Here is a 17,181-nt window from a genome sequence, read left to right as displayed (position 1 = left end):
AGGAACCACGCCACACCCCAGCGGGCGGCAGCCCCCGGCAACCGCCCCGGCCGAGCGCGCGAGCGCAGGAGCAGCCGTGACCCGGCCGGCGGCGGAGCGCCCCCGCCGTGTCGCGATGCTCAGCGTGCACACCTCGCCGCTGCACCAGCCCGGCACCGGCGACGCGGGCGGCATGAACGTCTACATCGTCGAACTGGCCAGGCGGCTGGCCGCCCGCGGCATCGAGGTGGAGATCTTCACCCGGGCCACCTCCGCCGCCCTGCCGCCCCGTGTCGAACTCGCGCCGGGCGTCCTGGTCCGCCATGTCGTCTCCGGCCCCTACGAGGGTCTCGCCAAGGAGGACCTGCCGGCCCAGCTGTGCGCCTTCACGCACGGGCTGACCCGGGCCTGGGCGGGACAGCGGCCCGGCCACTACGACCTGCTGCACTCCCACTACTGGCTCTCCGGCCATGTCGGCCGGCTCGCCGCCCGGCGCTGGGGCGTGCCCCTGGTGCACGCCATGCACACCCTGGCCAAGGTGAAGAACGCCGGCCTCGCCGCCGGCGACACACCCGAGCCGGCGATCCGCGTGCGCGGCGAGACGCACATCGTGCGGGCCGCCGACCGGCTGATCGCCAACACCGAGCAGGAGGCCGGCGAACTGCGGCGCCATTACGACGCCGACACCGGCCGCGTCGCCGTCGTGCACCCCGGCGTCGACCTGCGGCGCTTTTGGCCCGACCCGGCCGGAGCGGACGCCGGGCCGGACCGCCGCCCGCACTCCGCGGACGCGGAACCCGGGCCGCACCGCACCGACACCGCACGGGTGAGGGCGAGCCGGGCCGCCGCCCGGGCCCGTCTGAGGCTCCCGCAGGACGCGCTGATCCCCCTGTTCGCCGGCCGGATCCAGCCGCTCAAGGGCCCCGACGTGCTGCTGCGCGCGGTGGCCCGGCTGCTCGCGCTCCGCCCCGAGCTGCGGGACCGGCTCGTCGTACCCGTCGTCGGCGGCCCGAGCGGCAGCGGCCTCGCCCGGCCCGAGGACCTGCACAAACTCGCCGCCGCGCTCGGCATCACAGACGTCGTCCTCTTCCACCCACCGGTCGGCCAGGACCGGCTCGCCGACTGGTACCGGGCCGCGTCCGTGCTCGTCATGCCCTCCCACAGCGAGTCCTTCGGGCTGGTCGCCGTCGAGGCCCAGGCCTGCGGCACGCCCGTGATCGCCGCCCGGGTGGGCGGCCTGCCGGTGGCGGTGCGCGACGGTCTGAGCGGCGTCCTCGTGCCGGGGCACGATCCCGCGGACTACGCGCGGGCACTGGCCCGTTTCGCCGACGACCCGGCCCTGTCCGACCGCATGGGCGCGGCCGCGGCCCGGCACGCCCGCTCCTTCGGCTGGGACGCCACCGCGGCGGCCACCGCGCACGTGTACGCCGAGGCCCTGCGCGAGCGCCGCGCCCGCGGCGGCGGTGCTTGAACGACCCCCTCGCGCGACGGATTCTGGAGATCCCCGCCCTCGACTTCCGCTCCGGCGCCGCGCCGCCCTCCGCGACAAGGACGACCCATGGCAGACCGCACGGAAACCCCCGTGCCCCCCGTTGGCACGGCCGCCGTGGTCCACCCGGAGCCCTCCGTCTCCCCGGGCGTGCGCCGCATCACCGTGGACACGGGTTCCGTCACCCTCTCCGGACTGCGCAGCGACCCCCCGCAGGGCCCGCCGCGCTCACTCGTCGTCGCGCTGCACGGCGGTGGCACGAGCGCGGGCTACTTCGACGGGCAGGCCCACCCCGACCTGTCCTTGCTGACCCTCGGCGCACGCCTCGGCCACCGGGTGGTGGCCCTGGACCGCCCCGGCTACGGTGCCTCCGCGACCGAACTGCCCGACGGGCGGACCCTGCTGGAACAGGCCGCCGACCTCGCGTCCGCCGTACGGCAGCTGACCCGCGCCGAACCCGTCGGCGGCGGGGTGCTGCTGCTCGGGCACTCCTTCGCGGGCAAGCTCGCCCTCACCCTCGCCGCCCGCCACGCCCCGGACGACCTGCTGGGCGTCGACGTCTCCGGCTGCGGCACCCGGCTCGCCGTACCGCCCGGCCAGGTGCGCCACGACCGCAACGTGCGCCGGCTCAACTGGGGCCCGCTCGGCCTCTACCCGCCCGGCACCTTCCAGGCCGCCGCCACGGTCGTGGCGCCGATGCCGGCCCGCGAGGCGGACTGCGTCGGCGCCTGGGATCAGCTGTCCGCCGAGGTGCTGCCGCGGGTGCGGGTGCCCGTGCGGCTGACCTTCGCCGAGCACGAGGCGTGGTGGCGGCACGGCGACGACGACATCGCCGACATGGTCGCCCGGCTCGCCGCGGCACCGCGGGTGACCGTGGACCGGATGCCGGGCGCCGGGCACAACATCAGCCTGGGCTGGGCCGCCCGCGCGTACCACCTGAGGGTGCTGGCCTTCGCCGAGGAGTGCCTGACGGGCGCCGCCGGCAGGGCCGTACCCGGAAGTGCCGTCCCCACGGGAGCCGCGCCCCCGGCCTGACCGCCACCTCCGCGGGTGCCCGGCGGCCCTCCCCGCGTGGCCGTCCGCCGGGCGCCACCCGGGGGCGGTCCTCGGCGGTGCCCGGCGTGCGGTTCCTCAGGCGAGCAGCCTGCGCTTCTGCTCCTCGAACTCGGCTTCCGTCAGGACGCCTTGGGCCTTGAGCTCGCCCAGTTGCCTGAGCTGCTCGATGCGGCTGCTCATGTCGTCGGCTTGGGGTGCCGCCGGCGCGGCCGGGGGCGGCGCCTGGTAGGCCTGCTCGTGGCCCTGTGGCTGCTCGTAGGCCTGCTGCTGCTGGGCCTGGGCGGCCCAGCGGCCCTGCTGGCGACGCGACACCCGGTTGGAGACGGCCGTCGCCGTACCGGCGACCACGGCGGTGCGGGCGACTCCGCGAAGAAGTCCGGGCATGATGATGATCACCTCTCACGACGTGATGGGCGCGTTCCCTCGTTTCAGGCGCCGGCCTTCTCCGCCGCTTCCAGGGAGGCGAGGACGGCCTGCACGTTCAGGCGTCCGGAGGCGACCAGTTGGGCACCGCCGCGCCGCAGGGCAGCCGCGAAGGGCGCCGCCCACAGGTTCTCGTAGATCAGCAGACCGGCCGCGTTGCCGGGCTCCACCGCGGCCGCGGCCTCCTCCAGGTCGTCCTGGCCCAGCAGACCGGAGCTGACGCCTTCGAAGACGGTGAGGTCGAGTTCGCCGTCCCCCGTGACGTCGGCGATCTCCAGCGCGGTCACCTTGCCGTCCTCGTCCTTCCTGATGAACATCAGGTCCAGGATGCGGATGATGCCGCGGTCCACCAGGTCGACGAGCAGCGGGAAGCCCTCGCCCGTCATGTGGTTCCCGGGGAATTCCACCACCACGTAGTCGATGGGTCCCATGTCGTCGAATTGCTCGCTCACGCTGGTCACCCCTGACGCTCGTGAACCCCCTGAGAGTCATTGCATCACCGGACCGGGGGCACCGCACCCGGTGGCGGACTCAGGACGTGAGCTGCTGGATGCTCCTGCTCACCAGGAACAGCCCCGCCAGCAGCGCCACGGACACCAAGGCCTGTTCCTGGTGCGACTCGATCCAGGAGCGCAGCGCGCCGAGGCGCACCCGGGCCGAGTCCGGCGCGAACGTCGTGTACACCTCCATCGCCAGCAGGCTGCTCGACGCCAGCAGGCAGTACCCGAACAGGACCAGGTACGAGGAGGGGTGGGAGAGGTCGGCGCTCACCACGGTCGCCGCGCCGGCCGCGACCAGCCCCCAGGGCTGGAGCAGCGGCCCCAGCCCCGCCGCGGCCCACACGGAGATCCGGTCGATCCGCGCCATCACGCCGCCGGAGGACGAGCGCCGGCGGGCGCGCGGCTCCGGGCCGCGGCGCCGGGCACGGTGCCGGTACCACCCGTAGCCGAGCAGGCCCGCGCCGATGGCGAGCTTGACGGCGGACGCGGCGGTCGACGGGGGCGACTCGGGGGCCGGAGGCTTGCCGCCGGTACCGAGCAGGACCACGGCCAGGACCGCCACGAAGCAGGCGAGCCAGCCGAGGAGGAAGGCCAGGCCCTTCCAGACCCCGCCCTGGGCGGACAGCACCAGCACGAACGCGGTCACCGACAGCGGGAACACGGCGATCGCCAGGGCGATGACCACCAGGTCGAGCACCATCAGTGCCTCCGCCAGGCCCCGCACGCCCGGCTGCCGGCCGCGCTCCGGCTCTGGCCCCAGTGTCACCGCCGTGCCCGCACCCCACAAATCCTCGCCGGCCCTGGCGCAGGTGGTCCGGTGGCGGACGCGGCACCTGCTGCCCGCCGCACGCCCGCCGTGGCCGCCGTCGCGGCCGGGCGCCCTGCTGACCGGGACCGTGCTGAGTGTCCCGCCCCGTCGGCGCCCCGCGCCTTCGGGCCGGAGCGTCGCGCCCCTCAGTGCTCCGGAGTGTCGGCCGGATGGGCCCGGTCGGCCCGTGGGGCGCCGAACGGCGGGATACGGGGGCCCTGGGGCAGACGCTGGCTGATGACGAAGGACACGACGGCGGCGAGCACCACCAGCGCCACCGTGTCCACGTTGCCCAGCAGGAGCACGACCAGGATCGCGCTGCTCACGGGCAGCCGCAGGGCCGCGGTCACCGAGGCGGCCATCCCGGCCGCCATCGCCGGCACCAGCCCCAGCCCGGGCAGCGGGGCCAGCAGCACTCCGGCCGCCCCGCCCAGGAACAGGGCGGGAAAGACCGGGCCACCGCGCAGACTGCCCAGGCACAGCGCGTACGCGAAGCCCTTGAACGCCAGTACGGCGACGAGAGCGCCCACCGGCCAGGCATGCGGGTGCTGCGCCAGATCGGACAGGGCGGACTCGCCGGACAGCGCGGCCTCGGCCGGTGAACGGCCGGTGGCGAGCGCGTAGAGGGTGATGCAGACCGCCGCGCCCACGGCGCACAGCGTGATGTTGCGTACCGTCCGGGTCGGCACGAAGCGGGCCACGTACCGCCCGCCCACGAAGATCCAGTGGATGAACAGCGCCAGCACCGGAGCGATCACCAGCGTCCACAGCACGTCCGGGAAGTCGAGCGGGGGCGGCTTGGGCAGGCCGATGTTCAGGCTGCCCGTCTCCAGGCCCGTCCAGTGGACGAACCCGGTGAAGATGAGATCGCCCACCCCGCTGGCCAGCAGCGCCGGCAGCATCACCGCGAACAGCTGCGGGCCGCCCACCCCGGCCACCTCCATCAGCAGCACCGCGCCCACGACGGGGTTGCCGAAGAGCGCGGAGATGGCCGCCGCCGCCCCGGCCGCGCCGAGGATCGCCGTGCTCCCCTGAGTCTGCGGCGCCCGCGCCAGACTCGCGAAGAACAGGGCCAGACCACCGCCCAGGGCGATCAGCGGTGCCTCGGGGCCGAGGACGACACCGAGCGGCAGACCGACCAGGGCGGCCACGAGGACGCCCGGCAGCGCCTGCTGGGTGACGCCGCCCGCGTGCAGGCCGCCCGCCGGAATGTGCCCGCCCCGCCCGGGCAGGCGCGCGACCACCAGCCCCACGACGAGCCCGGCGACGGCCATCAGGGGCAGCGCCCACCACCAGGGGGCCTGCTTCCAGCCCAGGTCCTTGGGCCAGTCCGTCCAGATCAGTCGCTCCAGCTCGTGCAGGGCCACGAGGAACCAGAAGGCGACCAGCGCCACGGGGATGCCGATCAGTCCGCAGAACACCAGGGCCTTGCGGTACTCCGGCCGGCCCAGCATGGTCCTGAGCAGGTCGGCTTCCTGAGGCTGACTCCCCGACGCGGGTCCGGGGCCGCTCTCCGACGTCGTCCCGGTGATGGGATCCTCCCGAACTCGGCGCCGCGCCAGGCGTACTGCCAGGTTTCTCCGTCCGACCCGGCCGCTCTGGCGTATATCGGTACAAAACTACCCATGGAGTGGGGGTCGCGCTCTCTGCCACGCTCTTCACCGCGATCCACGTCGGTGAGTCCGGTGGGCCGGACCACGGGCCCGCGGGACCCGGCGACTGCGGCGACCGGGTGAGGCGTCGCCTCGGTGGGTCCGCCCGCATGCGCGCCCGGGCCGATGGCCCTTCACTGGACAGCAGTGACGATCGAACTCCCCACAGGAATCGAACTCCCCACAGGAGGCGGCATGGCGGGACACCGGCACCGGGCGCGCGGCGCGGCGGCCGTACTGATGACGGCGGTCGTGGCCACGGTGGCCGTCGGCTGCTCCGACAACAGCGGTTCCTCCAGCAGTGCCAGCAACGCGGCGTCGGCCGCCGCCTCCGTGGCCTCACAGGCGTCGTCGGCGGCTGCCTCGCTCGCCTCACAGGCCGGGGAGGCCCTCTCCTCCGCCACCGCGGAGGCGAAGCGGCGCCTGGACGAGGCGCGCAACGGCGTCGACGTGAAGAACGACGTCAAGCTCGGCACGGTCGCCACGGACTCCGGCGGGCACGCCACGGTCCCGGTGACCGCGCACAACACCGCCGGCTCGACGAAGTCCTTCGCCGTCCAGGTGACGTTCAAGGACAAGGACGGCAACCTGCTGGACACCGTCGTCGTGACGGTGGCCGACGTGGCCGCCGGCCAGAGCGGCCAGGCCACCGCGAACAGCCACCGCACGCTGTCCGGCGACGTGCGGGCCGAGGTCGCCGCCGCCCTGCGCTACTGAGCCGGGCGCGCACCGGCCGGCTCAGAACGGCAGCGCGGCGGCGCCGTTGAGGCGGACCGCGCACTCCAGCAGGAACGCGTGCACGAACGCCTGCGGCAGGTTGCCGCGCAGCTGGCGCTGACGCACGTCGTACTCCTCGGCGAACAGCCCGGGCGGACCACAGGCCGCGCGGGTCCGCTCGAACCAGCGGAAGGCACCGATCCGGTCGCCGTGCCGCTCGGCGGCCAGCGCCATCGCGAACCCGCAGAGCAGGAAGGCCCCTTCGGCCTCCCCGAGCGGCTCGCCCCCGTGCTCGAAGCGGTACAGATACCCGTCCTCGCCCAGCCGCTCCTCGATGAAGCGGCGGGTGAGCGCGGCACTGGGCTCACGCGCGGACGGCACGCCCCGGGCGAGCGGGACGAGCAGCGCCGCCTCGGGCCCGTCGTCGTCGGCGGCGCGCCGCCAGTGGCCGTCGGCGCCCAGGCACCGCCGCCGCGTCTCCTCGTCGATCACCTTCGCGAGGTCCTCGCACCGGCGGGCCGTACGGCCGGGCAGGACCCGCGCGATGCGGCGCAACCCGCACACCACGCTCAGCCGGGAATGCGTCCACCAGCGGTCCTCCAGCTCCCACAGCCCGGCGTCCGGCCGCTTCCAGTGCCGTTCCACGGCGTCCACGGCGACGGCGGCCGCCCGCTCCGCGTCCGGGGTGAGCCGGTCGTGGTGGGCGGCGGCCGCGAACAGCTGCAGCGCCTCCCCGAACGTGTCGAGCTGGAACTGCGCCGCCGCGTGGTTGCCGACGCGGTCACCGCCGCCGGGATACCCGGGCAGCGGCAGCGTCCGCTCCCGCGGCACGGGCTCGCCGTCGACGGTGTAGGCGGGGTGGACCGCCTCGCCGTCCGCCAGGAGGCGTTCCGCGGTGAACCGCACGGCCTGGTCGAGCAGGGGGTGGGGCCCGTGCGCGGCCACCGCGAGACCCGCGTAGCACTGGTCGCGCAGCCAGGCGAACCGGTAGTCGTAGTTGCGGCCGGTGTTGGCCCGTTCCGGCAGCGACGTGGTGGCGGCGGCGACCATGCCGCCGGCACGGCTGGTGAGGCCGTTGAGGACGGCGTAGGCGTGCCGGGCGTCGCGCGGCGCGGCGAGCGCGGAGCAGTCCGGCACGCGCCGCGCCCACTCCCGCTCGGTCGCCCGCCACAGCGCGTCGGCGTCGAGCGGCTCGGCACCGGCCCCCGGGCCCAGTTCCAGCACGAGGTCGTGGTGCTCGCCCGCCCGCAGGCGGAACTCCCCGACGAGCCCGCGGTCCGCGTCCCACGTGGCCTCCGGCGCGCCGGCCAGCCGCATCCGCAGCTCCGCGCACCGCGCGGTCCACTCGCCGTCCACCAGGCGGGCCTCGCTCATGCGCCGCGTGCCGAACCCGGGGCGCGGGTCCAGGGTCAGCCGCAGCCGGGCCTCACCGCGCTCGGCGCGCATCCGGCGCAGCAGGACGACCCGGTCCAGGTCGGCCGGCAGGGCGAGCGCGTCGCGGCACTCGAGCACGGCGTCCGCGGTGACCCACCGGCTGACCCGGATCAGCGTGCCGTCCTCGTACGAGCCGCCCCACACGTGCCAGGGGTCCACGGGCTCCACCGCACACCGTCCCGCCCCGCCGATCAGGGACGAGAAGACGGCGTCGCTGTGCCAGCGCGGTGCGCACAGCCACACGATCCGTCCCTCGGGATCGACGACCGCCCCGCGCTCGCCGTCGGCCAGAACGGCGTACTCGCGCAGCACCCAGGGACGATGCGCGTGGCGGGGCACTCCTCCCGGCGTGCGGGCTGGATCCTTCATGGCACCCCGGCTTTCCCGGCGGCCCCGCCGTCAAACCGCCCCCTCGGGTGACCCGGGTGCGGTGGCGGCGCGCCGTGACCTCCTTCGGAGCCGCCTCGGGAGGTGCGGGCATCCCCCGCCCCGGCCCGCGCGCCGGGGCGAACCCGTGCGAGCGCCGGGGCCGCCCACCGTGACCACCCGAGCGGCCCGGGGCCACGAAGGCATGCGCCCGTCGGCCGGGTCACGGCGTGACGGTGCCGGGCGCGGTCGCCGGGAGGGCCAGCGGGCGGGGCGAGGCGGGCGGCGTCTTGCGCACGAACGCCGAGCGCAGCGCGTGATAGGGGGCCCGGGGGTCGAAGAAGATGCGGCGCATGCGGGCCAGTTCGTCGCGCCGGTACTCCGCCAGCGCCCGCTCGGCCTCCGCGCGCTCCCGCCCGGCCCGCTTGGCGTCGACGCGTGCCCGCAGATCCGGGGAGGCCGCCAGCGCCTCCGCGAGCCGCTCCACGTCGTGGCCGAACCCGGCGGGCGCCGCCGGCACCAGCCGGTCCACCAGCCCCAGCCGGGCGGCCGCCGCCGCGCCGACCGGCAGCGCCTCACGCGTCAGCCGCGCCGCCGTCTCGGCCCCGGCGCGGCGCGGCAGGCTGTACGTCCAGTACTCCGAGCCGTACAGGCCCATGCGCCGGTAGTGCGGGTTGAGCACGACACCCGTGCGGCACCACACCTCGTCCGCGGCGAGCGCGAGCATCACCCCGCCGGCCGCCGCGTTGCCGCCCAGTGCGGCGACGACCAGCCGGTCGGTGGTCCGCAGCACGGCCTCCACGACGTCGTTCAGGGCGTTGACGTTCGTCCACGACTCGCCGGCCGGATCGGCGGCCGCCTCGATGACGTTCAGGTGGATGCCGTTGGAGAAGAAGTCGCGCCCGCCGCCCAGCACCAGCACGGACGTCGGCCGCTCCAGCGCGTGACGGTAGGCGGCGAGGAGCCGGCGGCACTGGGCGGAGCTCATCGCCCCGCCGGGGAAGGCGAAGGTGAGGAAGCCGACGTCGCCGTGGACCCGGTAGCGGATGTCGGCCCAGGTGCGCCGCTGCCGGGGCAGGTCGAACGGCACGGGGACCTCGGGCACGCCGCGCAGCCGGTCCCCGAGCACGTCCGCCGCCGGGCGGCGGAAGGGATGCGGGTCGCCGGAGATCCGCCGGGGCCGCAGCTCGGGGATCCAGACCGCGCCGTCCCGGGTGGCCCGGCACACCGCGCCGTGCCGGGTGGCCAGCAGCTCGCCCGGCCGGCCGCGCAGCGTGTCCTCCGGATGACCGCCGTGCAGGAACACCTCCAGGCCGAGGAGTTCATCGAGGACGCCCGGCTGCGAATCGGCGCCGCGCAGCTTGCGCAGCACCGTGACGGTGTCGTCCGCCTCCCAGTCGATGTGCCGTCTGCGCTGGCGGAAGACGTCGCGCCAGACGACGTCGACCGACGGATCGCTCTGCCGCAGCGGCTTGCAGGAGCCGTCCGCGAAGCGCTCGACGGCCAGCAGGACCGCGGCCACCGCCGCGTCGGACACCTCGCCCCGGTACAGGTCGCTCTTGCCGGCCGGGGGCAGCGCGCACGGCACGGACGCCCAGATGTCGCCCGCGTCCATGGCCGCCTCGGCCTGCAGGACGGTCACGCCCCAGCGCTGCGCGCCGTCGGCGATGGCCCAGTCCAGGGAGGCCGGACCGCGGTCACCGGGCGGGCCCGGATGCACGATCAGGCAGGTGTGCTGCCGCCAGACGTCCTCCGGTACGGCCGTCTTGAGCATCGGCGCGACGATCAGATCGGGCCCGAACGTGCGCACCGCCGCGCGGACCGCGTCGTCGCCGTGCGTGGCGAGCACCACGTCGACGCGGTGGCCGCGTTCGGCGAGTTCGACGTACACCCGCTGGCACAGGCTGTTGAAGGCGCTCGCGACGAGGAGGATGTCCATACGGCCTCTTCACGGGGGACGGAGTGAGGGGCGAACGCCCCGGAGTCGGACAGCAGGATCGTCGCATCATCGACAGCCGGGGCGGACGACAACAGCCCATATCAGGATTTCCGCCCGGATGGCCCACCCCATCGCGCTGCGGGACCGCCTCCCCGGCGCTCCGCGTTCGCCACGTCCACGGGCACGCCGCGCCGGGACCCCCACGCCGCGCGGGCGGACGGGTGGTCCCGGCGCGACGGCCGTTCACCTGCGCCGGGACGGGCGGCGGTGCGGGGTACGGCGCCGGTGGAGGCATACGGCGATCGGTGCCGCCGTGAACACCGACGAGTACGTGCCCACGACGAGGCCGATCAGCAGGGCCAGCGCGAAGTCGGTGAGCGAGGAGCCGCCGAGCAGGGCCAGCGCGGTGAGGATGAAGGCGGCGCCCATGCCGGTGTTCACCGTGCGCGGCAGGGTCTGCAGGATCGCCCGGTCGGTCAGCTCCGGCATCGGCGCCTTCGGCGTCCTGCGGGCGAGATCCCTGACCCGGTCGAAGAGGACGACGGAGTCGTTGACCGAGTAGCCGACGACGGTGAGCAGGGCGGCCAGGAACACCCCGTCGACGGGCTTGCCCAGCCAGGCGAAGACCCCCACCAGGATGACGACGTCGTGGGCGAGGGCGAGGACCGCGGCCGCGCCGAACCCCCACCTGAAGCGCGCCGCGAGGTAGACGAGCTGCGCGCCGAGCGCCACGGCGAGCGCGATCAGGGCGCCCCGGCGCAGCTCCGCGCCCATGCTGGGGCCGATCAGCTCGTCGCGCACCTTGTCCGCCCGGCCCGCCAGCTCCCGGACGGTCCGGGTCACCTCGGCCTCCTCCGTGCCGGTCAACGACGCGACGCGGACGGTCAGTTGCGTCGGGCCGGACGACTGCACGACGGCGCGGGAGTACCCGGCGCCGGCGAGCGCGGCGCGGGCCCGCTCGGCGTCGACCGGCGCCGATGTGGCGTACTCGACGAGCCGGCCGCCGGTGAACTCCACACCGAGGTCGACCCCGCGCACCGCGATGCCCGCGCCGGCCAGGGCGAGGACGGCGGCGGAGCCGGCGAGCCAGCGGCGCGGGTGCCGCATCGGCCGGGGGTTGCGGCTCACGAGCCGGTCGCGTACGGCACCGGTGGTCGCGATGCCGGTGAGGTGCGGGCGGCGGCGCACCCCGGGCCGTCCGGCGGCGTACTCGGCGAGCACCCGCGTGATCACCAGCGCGCTGAACATGGAGGCGAGGACGCCGATGCCGAGGGTGACACCGAAGCCCCGCACGGGCCCGGAGGCCAGGAAGAACAGCAGGCCCGCGGCGATCAGCGTGGTGATGTTGGAGTCGGCGATCGCGCTGAAGGCGTTGCGGAATCCCGCCGCGAGCGCCGAACGGGCGCTGGGGCGCGCCCGGGCGGCGAACTCCTCGCGGGCCCGTTCGAAGACCAGCACGTTGGCGTCGACGGCCATGCCGATCGCCAGCACGAAACCGGCCAGCCCCGGCAGGGTCAGGGTGGCGCCGAGCGCGGCCAGCGCGGCGTAGGAGACCAGGCCGTAGCAGACCAGGGCGACGGCGGCGAGCGCGCCCATCAGCCGGTAGACGACGATGATGAACAGCGAGGTCAGCGCGGTGCCGATGGCCGCCGCCCAGGCGCTCGCGGTGATCGCCTCCCGGCCCAGCGTCGGGCCCACGGTGCGCTGTTCGACGGTCTCCACCGGGACGGGCAGGGCGCCGCCGTTGATGAGGAGCGCCAACTCCCGGGCCTCCTCCGGGCTGAAGGAGCCCGTGATCCGGGTGGCGCCGTCGCCGATGCCGCCCGGGCAGGCGACGGACGGGTCGACCTGGGGGGAGGAGATGACCTTGTCGTCGAGGACGATGGCGACGCGGCGCTCCGCGGTGCCCGCCGGGTGGCAGGCGGCCTGGCCGGTCAGCCGGGCCCAGCCGTCGCGGCCGGCGCCGCGGAAGTCGACGGTGACGTGCCAGCCGGCGCCGCCCTGCTGGTCGAACCCGGCGGCGGCCTCGGCGACGTGACCACCGGTCAGGGCGGCGGTGCCGAGACGCAGCGGCGTGCCGGACTCGTCCGGCAGGACGCGCTCCCGCGGCTGCGTCTTCGGCAGCGGGCGGGCGTTGCCGGCGGCTTCGCCGGTGCCGAGGACGGGGTGGAAGGTGAGCTGCGCGGTGCGGCCGAGGACATCGGCGGCCTTCTTCGGGTCCTGCACCCCGGGCAGTTCGACGATGATCCGGTTCTCACCGGAGCGCAGCAGGGACGGTTCGGCGACACCGAGCGCGTCGACCCGGCCGCGCAGCACCTCCAGGGTGCGGTCGGTGGCCTCCGCGTCGGCCTTCGCGGTGGACGTGGAGCGGGTCTCCAGGACGATCTGGGTGCCGCCGCGCAGGTCCAGTCCGAGGCGGACCGGGACGGTGACGGCGATGAACAGCGATACGGCGATCACGGCGAGGGCGAGCAGCGTTCTGGTACGCAGCGAACGGTTCAACGGGTGCCTCCGGCGGGCGCACCGCGGCGGACGGCCGCCGGGGCGCGGAAAGGGGGGACGGTGACGGGGGTCAGGTGCCGGAGATGGCCGGGGGAGCGCGCCCCTGGTGGTGGTGGCCGTGAGGTGCGCAGGGGGAGGGGTGCGGTGCGGCCGCGGCGGGCCGTGCCCGCCCGGGCGGGCGGAGGGCGGGGCCGGATCGGCCGCACGGGGCGGGGTGATCGGGGTGCTGCTCGGGGCGGGTGACGGTGCGGAGGGTGCCGAGGGTGACGCAGGCGTCGTCGGCAAGTGGACGGTCGGTCGTGCGGTGACCGTCGGTGGCGAGTGCGGCGGTGCCGGCGCGTGGGGCGCCGGACGTGCGGTGACCGTCGGGTGCGGGTGCGGGTGCGGATTCGGTCGCGGGTGCGGCGACGGCGGCGAGTGCGGCGACGGCGGGGAAGTGACCCGTCGTCGGGGGCGCCGGCGCGTCGGCGCCCGCCGGGGCCGGGGCGGGGCCGGCCACGGCGAGGGCGGCGCACAGCGCCAGTGCCGCGGCCGTCAGGCGCGGCGGCAGCCGGAAGCGCATGCGGTCAGGGCTCGATCAGGCCGGCGCGGATGGCGTACCGGGTCAGTTCCAGCCGGTCGCGCAGGCCCAGCTTGTGCAGCAGGTTGGCGCGGTGGCGCTGGACGGTCTTGACGCTGATGAACAACAGGTCGGCGATCTGCTGCGAGCTGTGCCCCTCGGCGACCAGCTTGAGGACCTCCTCCTCCCGGGGGGTGAGGATCTGGTCCGGGTTCTCCTCGCCGTGCCGCACCCGGTCGAGGTAGTGGCGGATCAGCGCGGTGACCGCACCCGGGTACAGGAAGGGCTCGTTGCGCATCGCCGCCCGGCACGCCGCGACCAGGTCCTGGTCGGCGACGGACTTCAGCACGTACCCGCCGGCCCCGGCCTTCAGGGCCTGGAAGAAGTACTGCTCGTTGTCGTGCATGGTGAGCATCAGGATCCGCAGGCCCGGCTTCAGCGCGGTCAGTTCCCGCGCGGACTGCAGGCCCGTCAGCCGGGGCATGGCGATGTCCAGCACGGCCAGGTCGATGTCGTGGGTGCGGGCCAGTTCGATGGCCTCGGCGCCGTCACCGGCCTCGGCGACCACCTGGAGGTCGGGTTCCTGGTCGAGGATCAGCCGCACACCGCGGCGGACCAGCGCGTGGTCGTCGGCGAGCAGGATGCGGATCGGGCACGACCCGGCCGTGCGGGTCGCGGGGGGCGGGGGCGTGTCGGTCATGGGTCAGGGCTGCTTCCCGGACAGGGGCGCGGTGAGCCGGACATGGGTGCCGGCGCGGCCCGCCGGGCGGGTCGCCAGCCCGCCCGGGGTGGCGGTGCCGGCCGCGAGGCGGCCGCCGGGGGCCGTGGCGGGGGTGGTCGCGCGCGTGCCGACGGGGGCCGCCGGGGTGCCGGTGCCCGCGGCCGGGGTGATCGTGAGGGTGCCGCCGATGAGCAGGGCCCGTTCGCGCATGCCGCGGATACCGGCGCCCTCGCAGGGCGCGTTGATGCCGCAGCCGTCGTCGGTCACCGACAGCACGACCGCGCCGTCGGCCGCCCCCAGGGCGACGGTGACCCGCTCGGCGTCCGCGTGGCGGGCGGCATTCGTCAGCGACTCCTGGACGACGCGGTAGAGGACCAGCTCCGTCTCCGGATCGAGTGCCGGCAGATCGGCGTCGAAACGGCGGGCGATCTTCAGCCCGGTGTGGGTGGCGATCTCCTCCGTGAGCGAGGTCAGCGCGCTGACGAGCCCCAGGTCGTCCAGGACGCCGGGCCGCAGCCGGCGCACCAGGCGGCGGACCTCGTCCAGGCTGTCCCGGGTGATCTCCTGCACCTCGTGCAGGTCCCGGCGCAGCGCCTCCGGGGCGTCGTCCGCGGCGCGCTTGAGACCGAGCAGGATCGCGGTCATGCTCTGGCCGACCTCGTCGTGCAACTCCTGGGCGATACGGCGGCGTTCGGCCTCCTGCGCGAGCAGGACCCGGGCGCTGCTGGCGGCCCGCTCCTGCTCCAGCCGTTCCAGCATGGCGTTGAACGTGCGGATGACCTCCGCGACCTCGCCGCCCCCGTGCGCGGGCAGCCGCTGCCCCGGACGCAGCAGGTCCACGGTCGTCATCAGCCGTGTCAGCCGCTCCAGCGGGGCCAGGCCGAGCCGCAGCAGGGCGGCGTTGGCGACCAGCATGACGGCCAGGCCGCCGACCAGGATGACCGCCTCGGTGAGCACCACCGGCACGGACACGGTCACCGGCGCCCACAGCAGCAGGGCGGTGGCCGTGCCCAGCACCACGGCGTTGAGGGCGAAGATCCGCCAGAACAGGGACACCGGCCCGCGCCTTTCCTCCCGGCGACGGCGCGATCACGGGATCACGGCATCACGGGATCACTGGATCACGACGTCACACTTCACGACCGCACACCGCGGTCCCCGGGGGGCTCGCGGCGTCGGGGCCCCATCGAGCCCGCGGCCAGCCTGCCCGCTCGCCGCGCCCCGGTCGATGGGGCCCGGCCCCCATTTCCGCAGGCACGCACCACGCAGTGGGGCGCCGTCTGCATCCCCGGTCCCCGCGGAGATGGGTGTCGCGCCCGATGGCCGGGGGCCGCCGCGGCGGCGAGGCTGGAGGCACCACGTGGATCACCCGCCGTCGGCCGATGGGCCGACCGGTCGCTCTGTCACCGAGAAGGGAAGGACCATGACGCTCGACGTCACCCGGGCCGAGCCCCACCTGCACGAGGCCCGGCAGCGCCTGGAGCGCGCCCGCAGCTCGCGCCTGGCCCAGCTCCACGCCCTCACCGAGACCGGGCAGAGCCCGGACGACCACCTGCTGTCCGCGCAGCGGACCGCGATGGAAGGCGTCCTCAAGGAGATCGACGAGGCCTCCGCCCGCATCCAGGACGGCACCTACGGCACCTGCCTGGACTGCGGCAAGCCGATCCCCGCCGAGCGGCTGGAGATCCTTCCCTACACCCGCCACTGCGTCGCCTGCCGCCGCCGCACCGCCTGACACCGCCCGACCCGCCTTTCCGCGCCCAGCCCTCCCTTAAGGGGTGACGTGGTGAACCACGAGACCATCGGCGTTTCCGCGACGCACCTGTCGGCCGAGGACCTCGCCGCCCTCCGCGAGAACCTGCACGAGCAGCGCCTGTTCCGGCAGGAGCAGCTGCGCCGGCTCGCCGGGCCCGCCGACTCCCGCGCCGAGGACCGGCTCCGGCAGCAGACCGCCGGGCAACTCGAGGTCTGCGTCAAGCTCGCCGCCTCCGCCCGCATGGTCCTCGCCGACGTGGAGGCGGCCCTGCGCCGCATGGACGAGGGCACGTACGGCACCTGCCATCTGTGCCGGCGTCCCGTCGACCGGGAACGGCTGGAGATCGTGCCGCAGGCCCGCTACTGCGCCCGCTGCCAGCACGTCAAGGAGGCCGTACGGTGACCGGCGCACCCCGCCCGGCGCCGAGCGCCGCCGCCGCGGCCCGGCGGCGGACCTGGCCGATGCGCCGGCGCCGCTACGGCATCGCGCTCGACATGGGCAGCGCCCGCACCCGCGCCTGGCTCACCGGCCGGGGCGTGGTGGTGGACGTGCCCACCGTCACCTTCCCCGGCGCCGGTGCGGTCCACCCCATCCAGCGCGGCGCCATCATCGACACCCCGGGCTGCGCGCGGATGCTGCGCCGCGTGCTCGGCGACCATCTGCCGCGTTCCATCCGGCCGTTGGTCATCGTCACCGCTCCCGTCCTGGACGGCGTGGCCTACCGGACGCAGGCGCGCGCCGCGATCGAGGCGCTGCACCCGCACACCGTCCTGACGCTGCCCGCCGCGCGGGGCATCGCGCTGGCCGCCGGCGCGGATCTGTCGGGTCCGCTGATGGTGGTGGACGTCGGCGCCCACCTCACCGAGGCGGTGCTGCTGTGCGACGGCGCCGTCACCGACGCGCGCCGCACCGCCCTGGGCACGGCCGACCTGGACGACGCGGTCAGGGCCGAGGAGCTTGCCGAGGCGGTGGCCCGGATGCTCACGGCCATGCTCCGCCAGGACGGCACCGGTCTCACCGTGGAGGCCCTGCGCCGCGGCATCCTGCTCGCGGGCGGGGGTGCCCTGCGCCCCGAGCTGACCTACCACCTCACGGCCCGGCTGCACGCCCCGCTGCGGGTGCTGCCGGCCCCGCACACGGCTGCCGTGCGCGGCGCCGCCAAGCTCCTGCCCGCGGCGCTCGCCCACCCCTCGGCCTCCGGCAACCTCCCGCCGGCGGCGCTGCGTCCCTGAGACGGGCGTCGCCGGGCGCCTCGCCGCCGTCGCCTCCGCTGGTGGACC

At 75.6% G+C, this 17,181-nt stretch carries 16 protein-coding genes; 6 read left to right on the top strand and 10 right to left on the bottom strand.

What is annotated here, in order from left to right; translation table 11 throughout:
* Positions 1–115 precede the first annotated feature (115 nt).
* Together ACF1AL_RS36280 and ACF1AL_RS36275 are read left to right on the top strand one after the other, a co-directional pair.
* The gene (locus ACF1AL_RS36280) at positions 116–1,450 is read left to right on the top strand and encodes a glycosyltransferase (protein ID WP_391777934.1); all 1,335 of its coding nucleotides are present in this window, start codon (positions 116–118) and stop codon (positions 1,448–1,450) included.
* Positions 1,451–1,537: 87 nt separating this feature from the next.
* Positions 1,538–2,503, top strand: a complete 966-nt coding sequence (locus tag ACF1AL_RS36275; protein WP_391777676.1) for an alpha/beta hydrolase — start codon at positions 1,538–1,540, stop codon at positions 2,501–2,503.
* Positions 2,504–2,599: 96 nt separating this feature from the next.
* On the opposite strand, the gene ACF1AL_RS36270 is transcribed toward ACF1AL_RS36275, so the two are convergent.
* The 4 genes from ACF1AL_RS36270 to ACF1AL_RS36255 form a co-directional block, all read right to left on the bottom strand.
* Positions 2,600–2,908 carry an SHOCT domain-containing protein gene (locus tag ACF1AL_RS36270; RefSeq protein ID WP_391698556.1) on the bottom strand — a complete coding sequence of 103 codons (309 nt, stop codon included), beginning with the start codon at positions 2,906–2,908 and terminating at the stop codon, positions 2,600–2,602.
* A 44-nt stretch (positions 2,909–2,952) separates the two neighbouring features.
* Positions 2,953–3,378, bottom strand: a complete 426-nt coding sequence (locus ACF1AL_RS36265) for a DUF6325 family protein (RefSeq protein WP_391658672.1) — start codon at positions 3,376–3,378, stop codon at positions 2,953–2,955.
* Between the two features lie 100 nt (positions 3,379–3,478).
* Complete coding sequence (locus tag ACF1AL_RS36260) at positions 3,479–4,147, bottom strand: GAP family protein (RefSeq protein WP_391777935.1); 669 nt, start codon at positions 4,145–4,147, stop codon at positions 3,479–3,481.
* Positions 4,148–4,401: 254 nt separating this feature from the next.
* Positions 4,402–5,709: a chloride channel protein gene (locus ACF1AL_RS36255; protein WP_391777677.1), complete on the bottom strand. Its 1,308-nt coding sequence runs from the start codon at positions 5,707–5,709 to the stop codon at positions 4,402–4,404.
* Positions 5,710–6,102: 393 nt separating this feature from the next.
* On the opposite strand from ACF1AL_RS36255, the gene ACF1AL_RS36250 reads away from it, so the two are divergent.
* Entirely contained in the window at positions 6,103–6,624 is a 522-nt protein-coding gene (locus ACF1AL_RS36250) for an FxLYD domain-containing protein (protein WP_391698560.1), read from the top strand.
* A 21-nt stretch (positions 6,625–6,645) separates the two neighbouring features.
* Here ACF1AL_RS36250 and ACF1AL_RS36245 read toward each other — a convergent pair whose 3' ends face one another.
* The 6 genes from ACF1AL_RS36245 to ACF1AL_RS36220 all read right to left on the bottom strand — a co-directional run bounded on the left by ACF1AL_RS36245 (position 6,646) and on the right by ACF1AL_RS36220 (position 15,201).
* Positions 6,646–8,427 carry a glycoside hydrolase family 15 protein gene (locus ACF1AL_RS36245; RefSeq protein ID WP_391777678.1) on the bottom strand — a complete coding sequence of 594 codons (1,782 nt, stop codon included), beginning with the start codon at positions 8,425–8,427 and terminating at the stop codon, positions 6,646–6,648.
* 220 nt (positions 8,428–8,647) lie between these two features.
* Positions 8,648–10,363, bottom strand: a complete 1,716-nt coding sequence (locus tag ACF1AL_RS36240; RefSeq protein WP_391777679.1) for a hydrogenase maturation protein — start codon at positions 10,361–10,363, stop codon at positions 8,648–8,650.
* 243 nt (positions 10,364–10,606) lie between these two features.
* Entirely contained in the window at positions 10,607–12,865 is a 2,259-nt protein-coding gene (gene secD, locus ACF1AL_RS36235) for a protein translocase subunit SecD (RefSeq protein ID WP_391777680.1), read from the bottom strand.
* Between the two features lie 70 nt (positions 12,866–12,935).
* Positions 12,936–13,427, bottom strand: a complete 492-nt coding sequence (locus ACF1AL_RS36230) for a hypothetical protein (RefSeq protein ID WP_391777681.1) — start codon at positions 13,425–13,427, stop codon at positions 12,936–12,938.
* 4 nt (positions 13,428–13,431) lie between these two features.
* Positions 13,432–14,124, bottom strand: coding sequence for a response regulator (locus tag ACF1AL_RS36225; protein WP_391777682.1), 693 nt, complete (start codon positions 14,122–14,124; stop codon positions 13,432–13,434).
* 3 nt (positions 14,125–14,127) lie between these two features.
* Positions 14,128–15,201, bottom strand: a complete 1,074-nt coding sequence (locus tag ACF1AL_RS36220) for a HAMP domain-containing sensor histidine kinase (RefSeq protein ID WP_391777683.1) — start codon at positions 15,199–15,201, stop codon at positions 14,128–14,130.
* Positions 15,202–15,568: 367 nt separating this feature from the next.
* Between ACF1AL_RS36220 and ACF1AL_RS36215 the strand changes: the two genes are divergently transcribed.
* The 3 genes from ACF1AL_RS36215 to ACF1AL_RS36205 are packed head-to-tail and all read left to right on the top strand — an operon-like array spanning position 15,569 to position 17,133.
* Complete coding sequence (locus ACF1AL_RS36215; protein WP_391698571.1) at positions 15,569–15,880, top strand: TraR/DksA family transcriptional regulator; 312 nt, start codon at positions 15,569–15,571, stop codon at positions 15,878–15,880.
* A 48-nt stretch (positions 15,881–15,928) separates the two neighbouring features.
* Entirely contained in the window at positions 15,929–16,303 is a 375-nt protein-coding gene (locus ACF1AL_RS36210) for a TraR/DksA family transcriptional regulator (RefSeq protein ID WP_391698573.1), read from the top strand.
* 59 nt (positions 16,304–16,362) lie between these two features.
* Positions 16,363–17,133, top strand: a complete 771-nt coding sequence (locus ACF1AL_RS36205) for a hypothetical protein (RefSeq protein WP_391699089.1) — start codon at positions 16,363–16,365, stop codon at positions 17,131–17,133.
* Positions 17,134–17,181: the final 48 nt, after the last annotated feature.

Source organism: Streptomyces sp. NPDC014801 (assembly GCF_043082085.1).
Taxonomy (GTDB): Bacteria; Actinomycetota; Actinomycetes; order Streptomycetales; family Streptomycetaceae; genus Streptomyces.
Note: the sequence above shows the minus strand (reverse complement) of the source record. Positions and strands in the feature narration are given on the sequence as shown.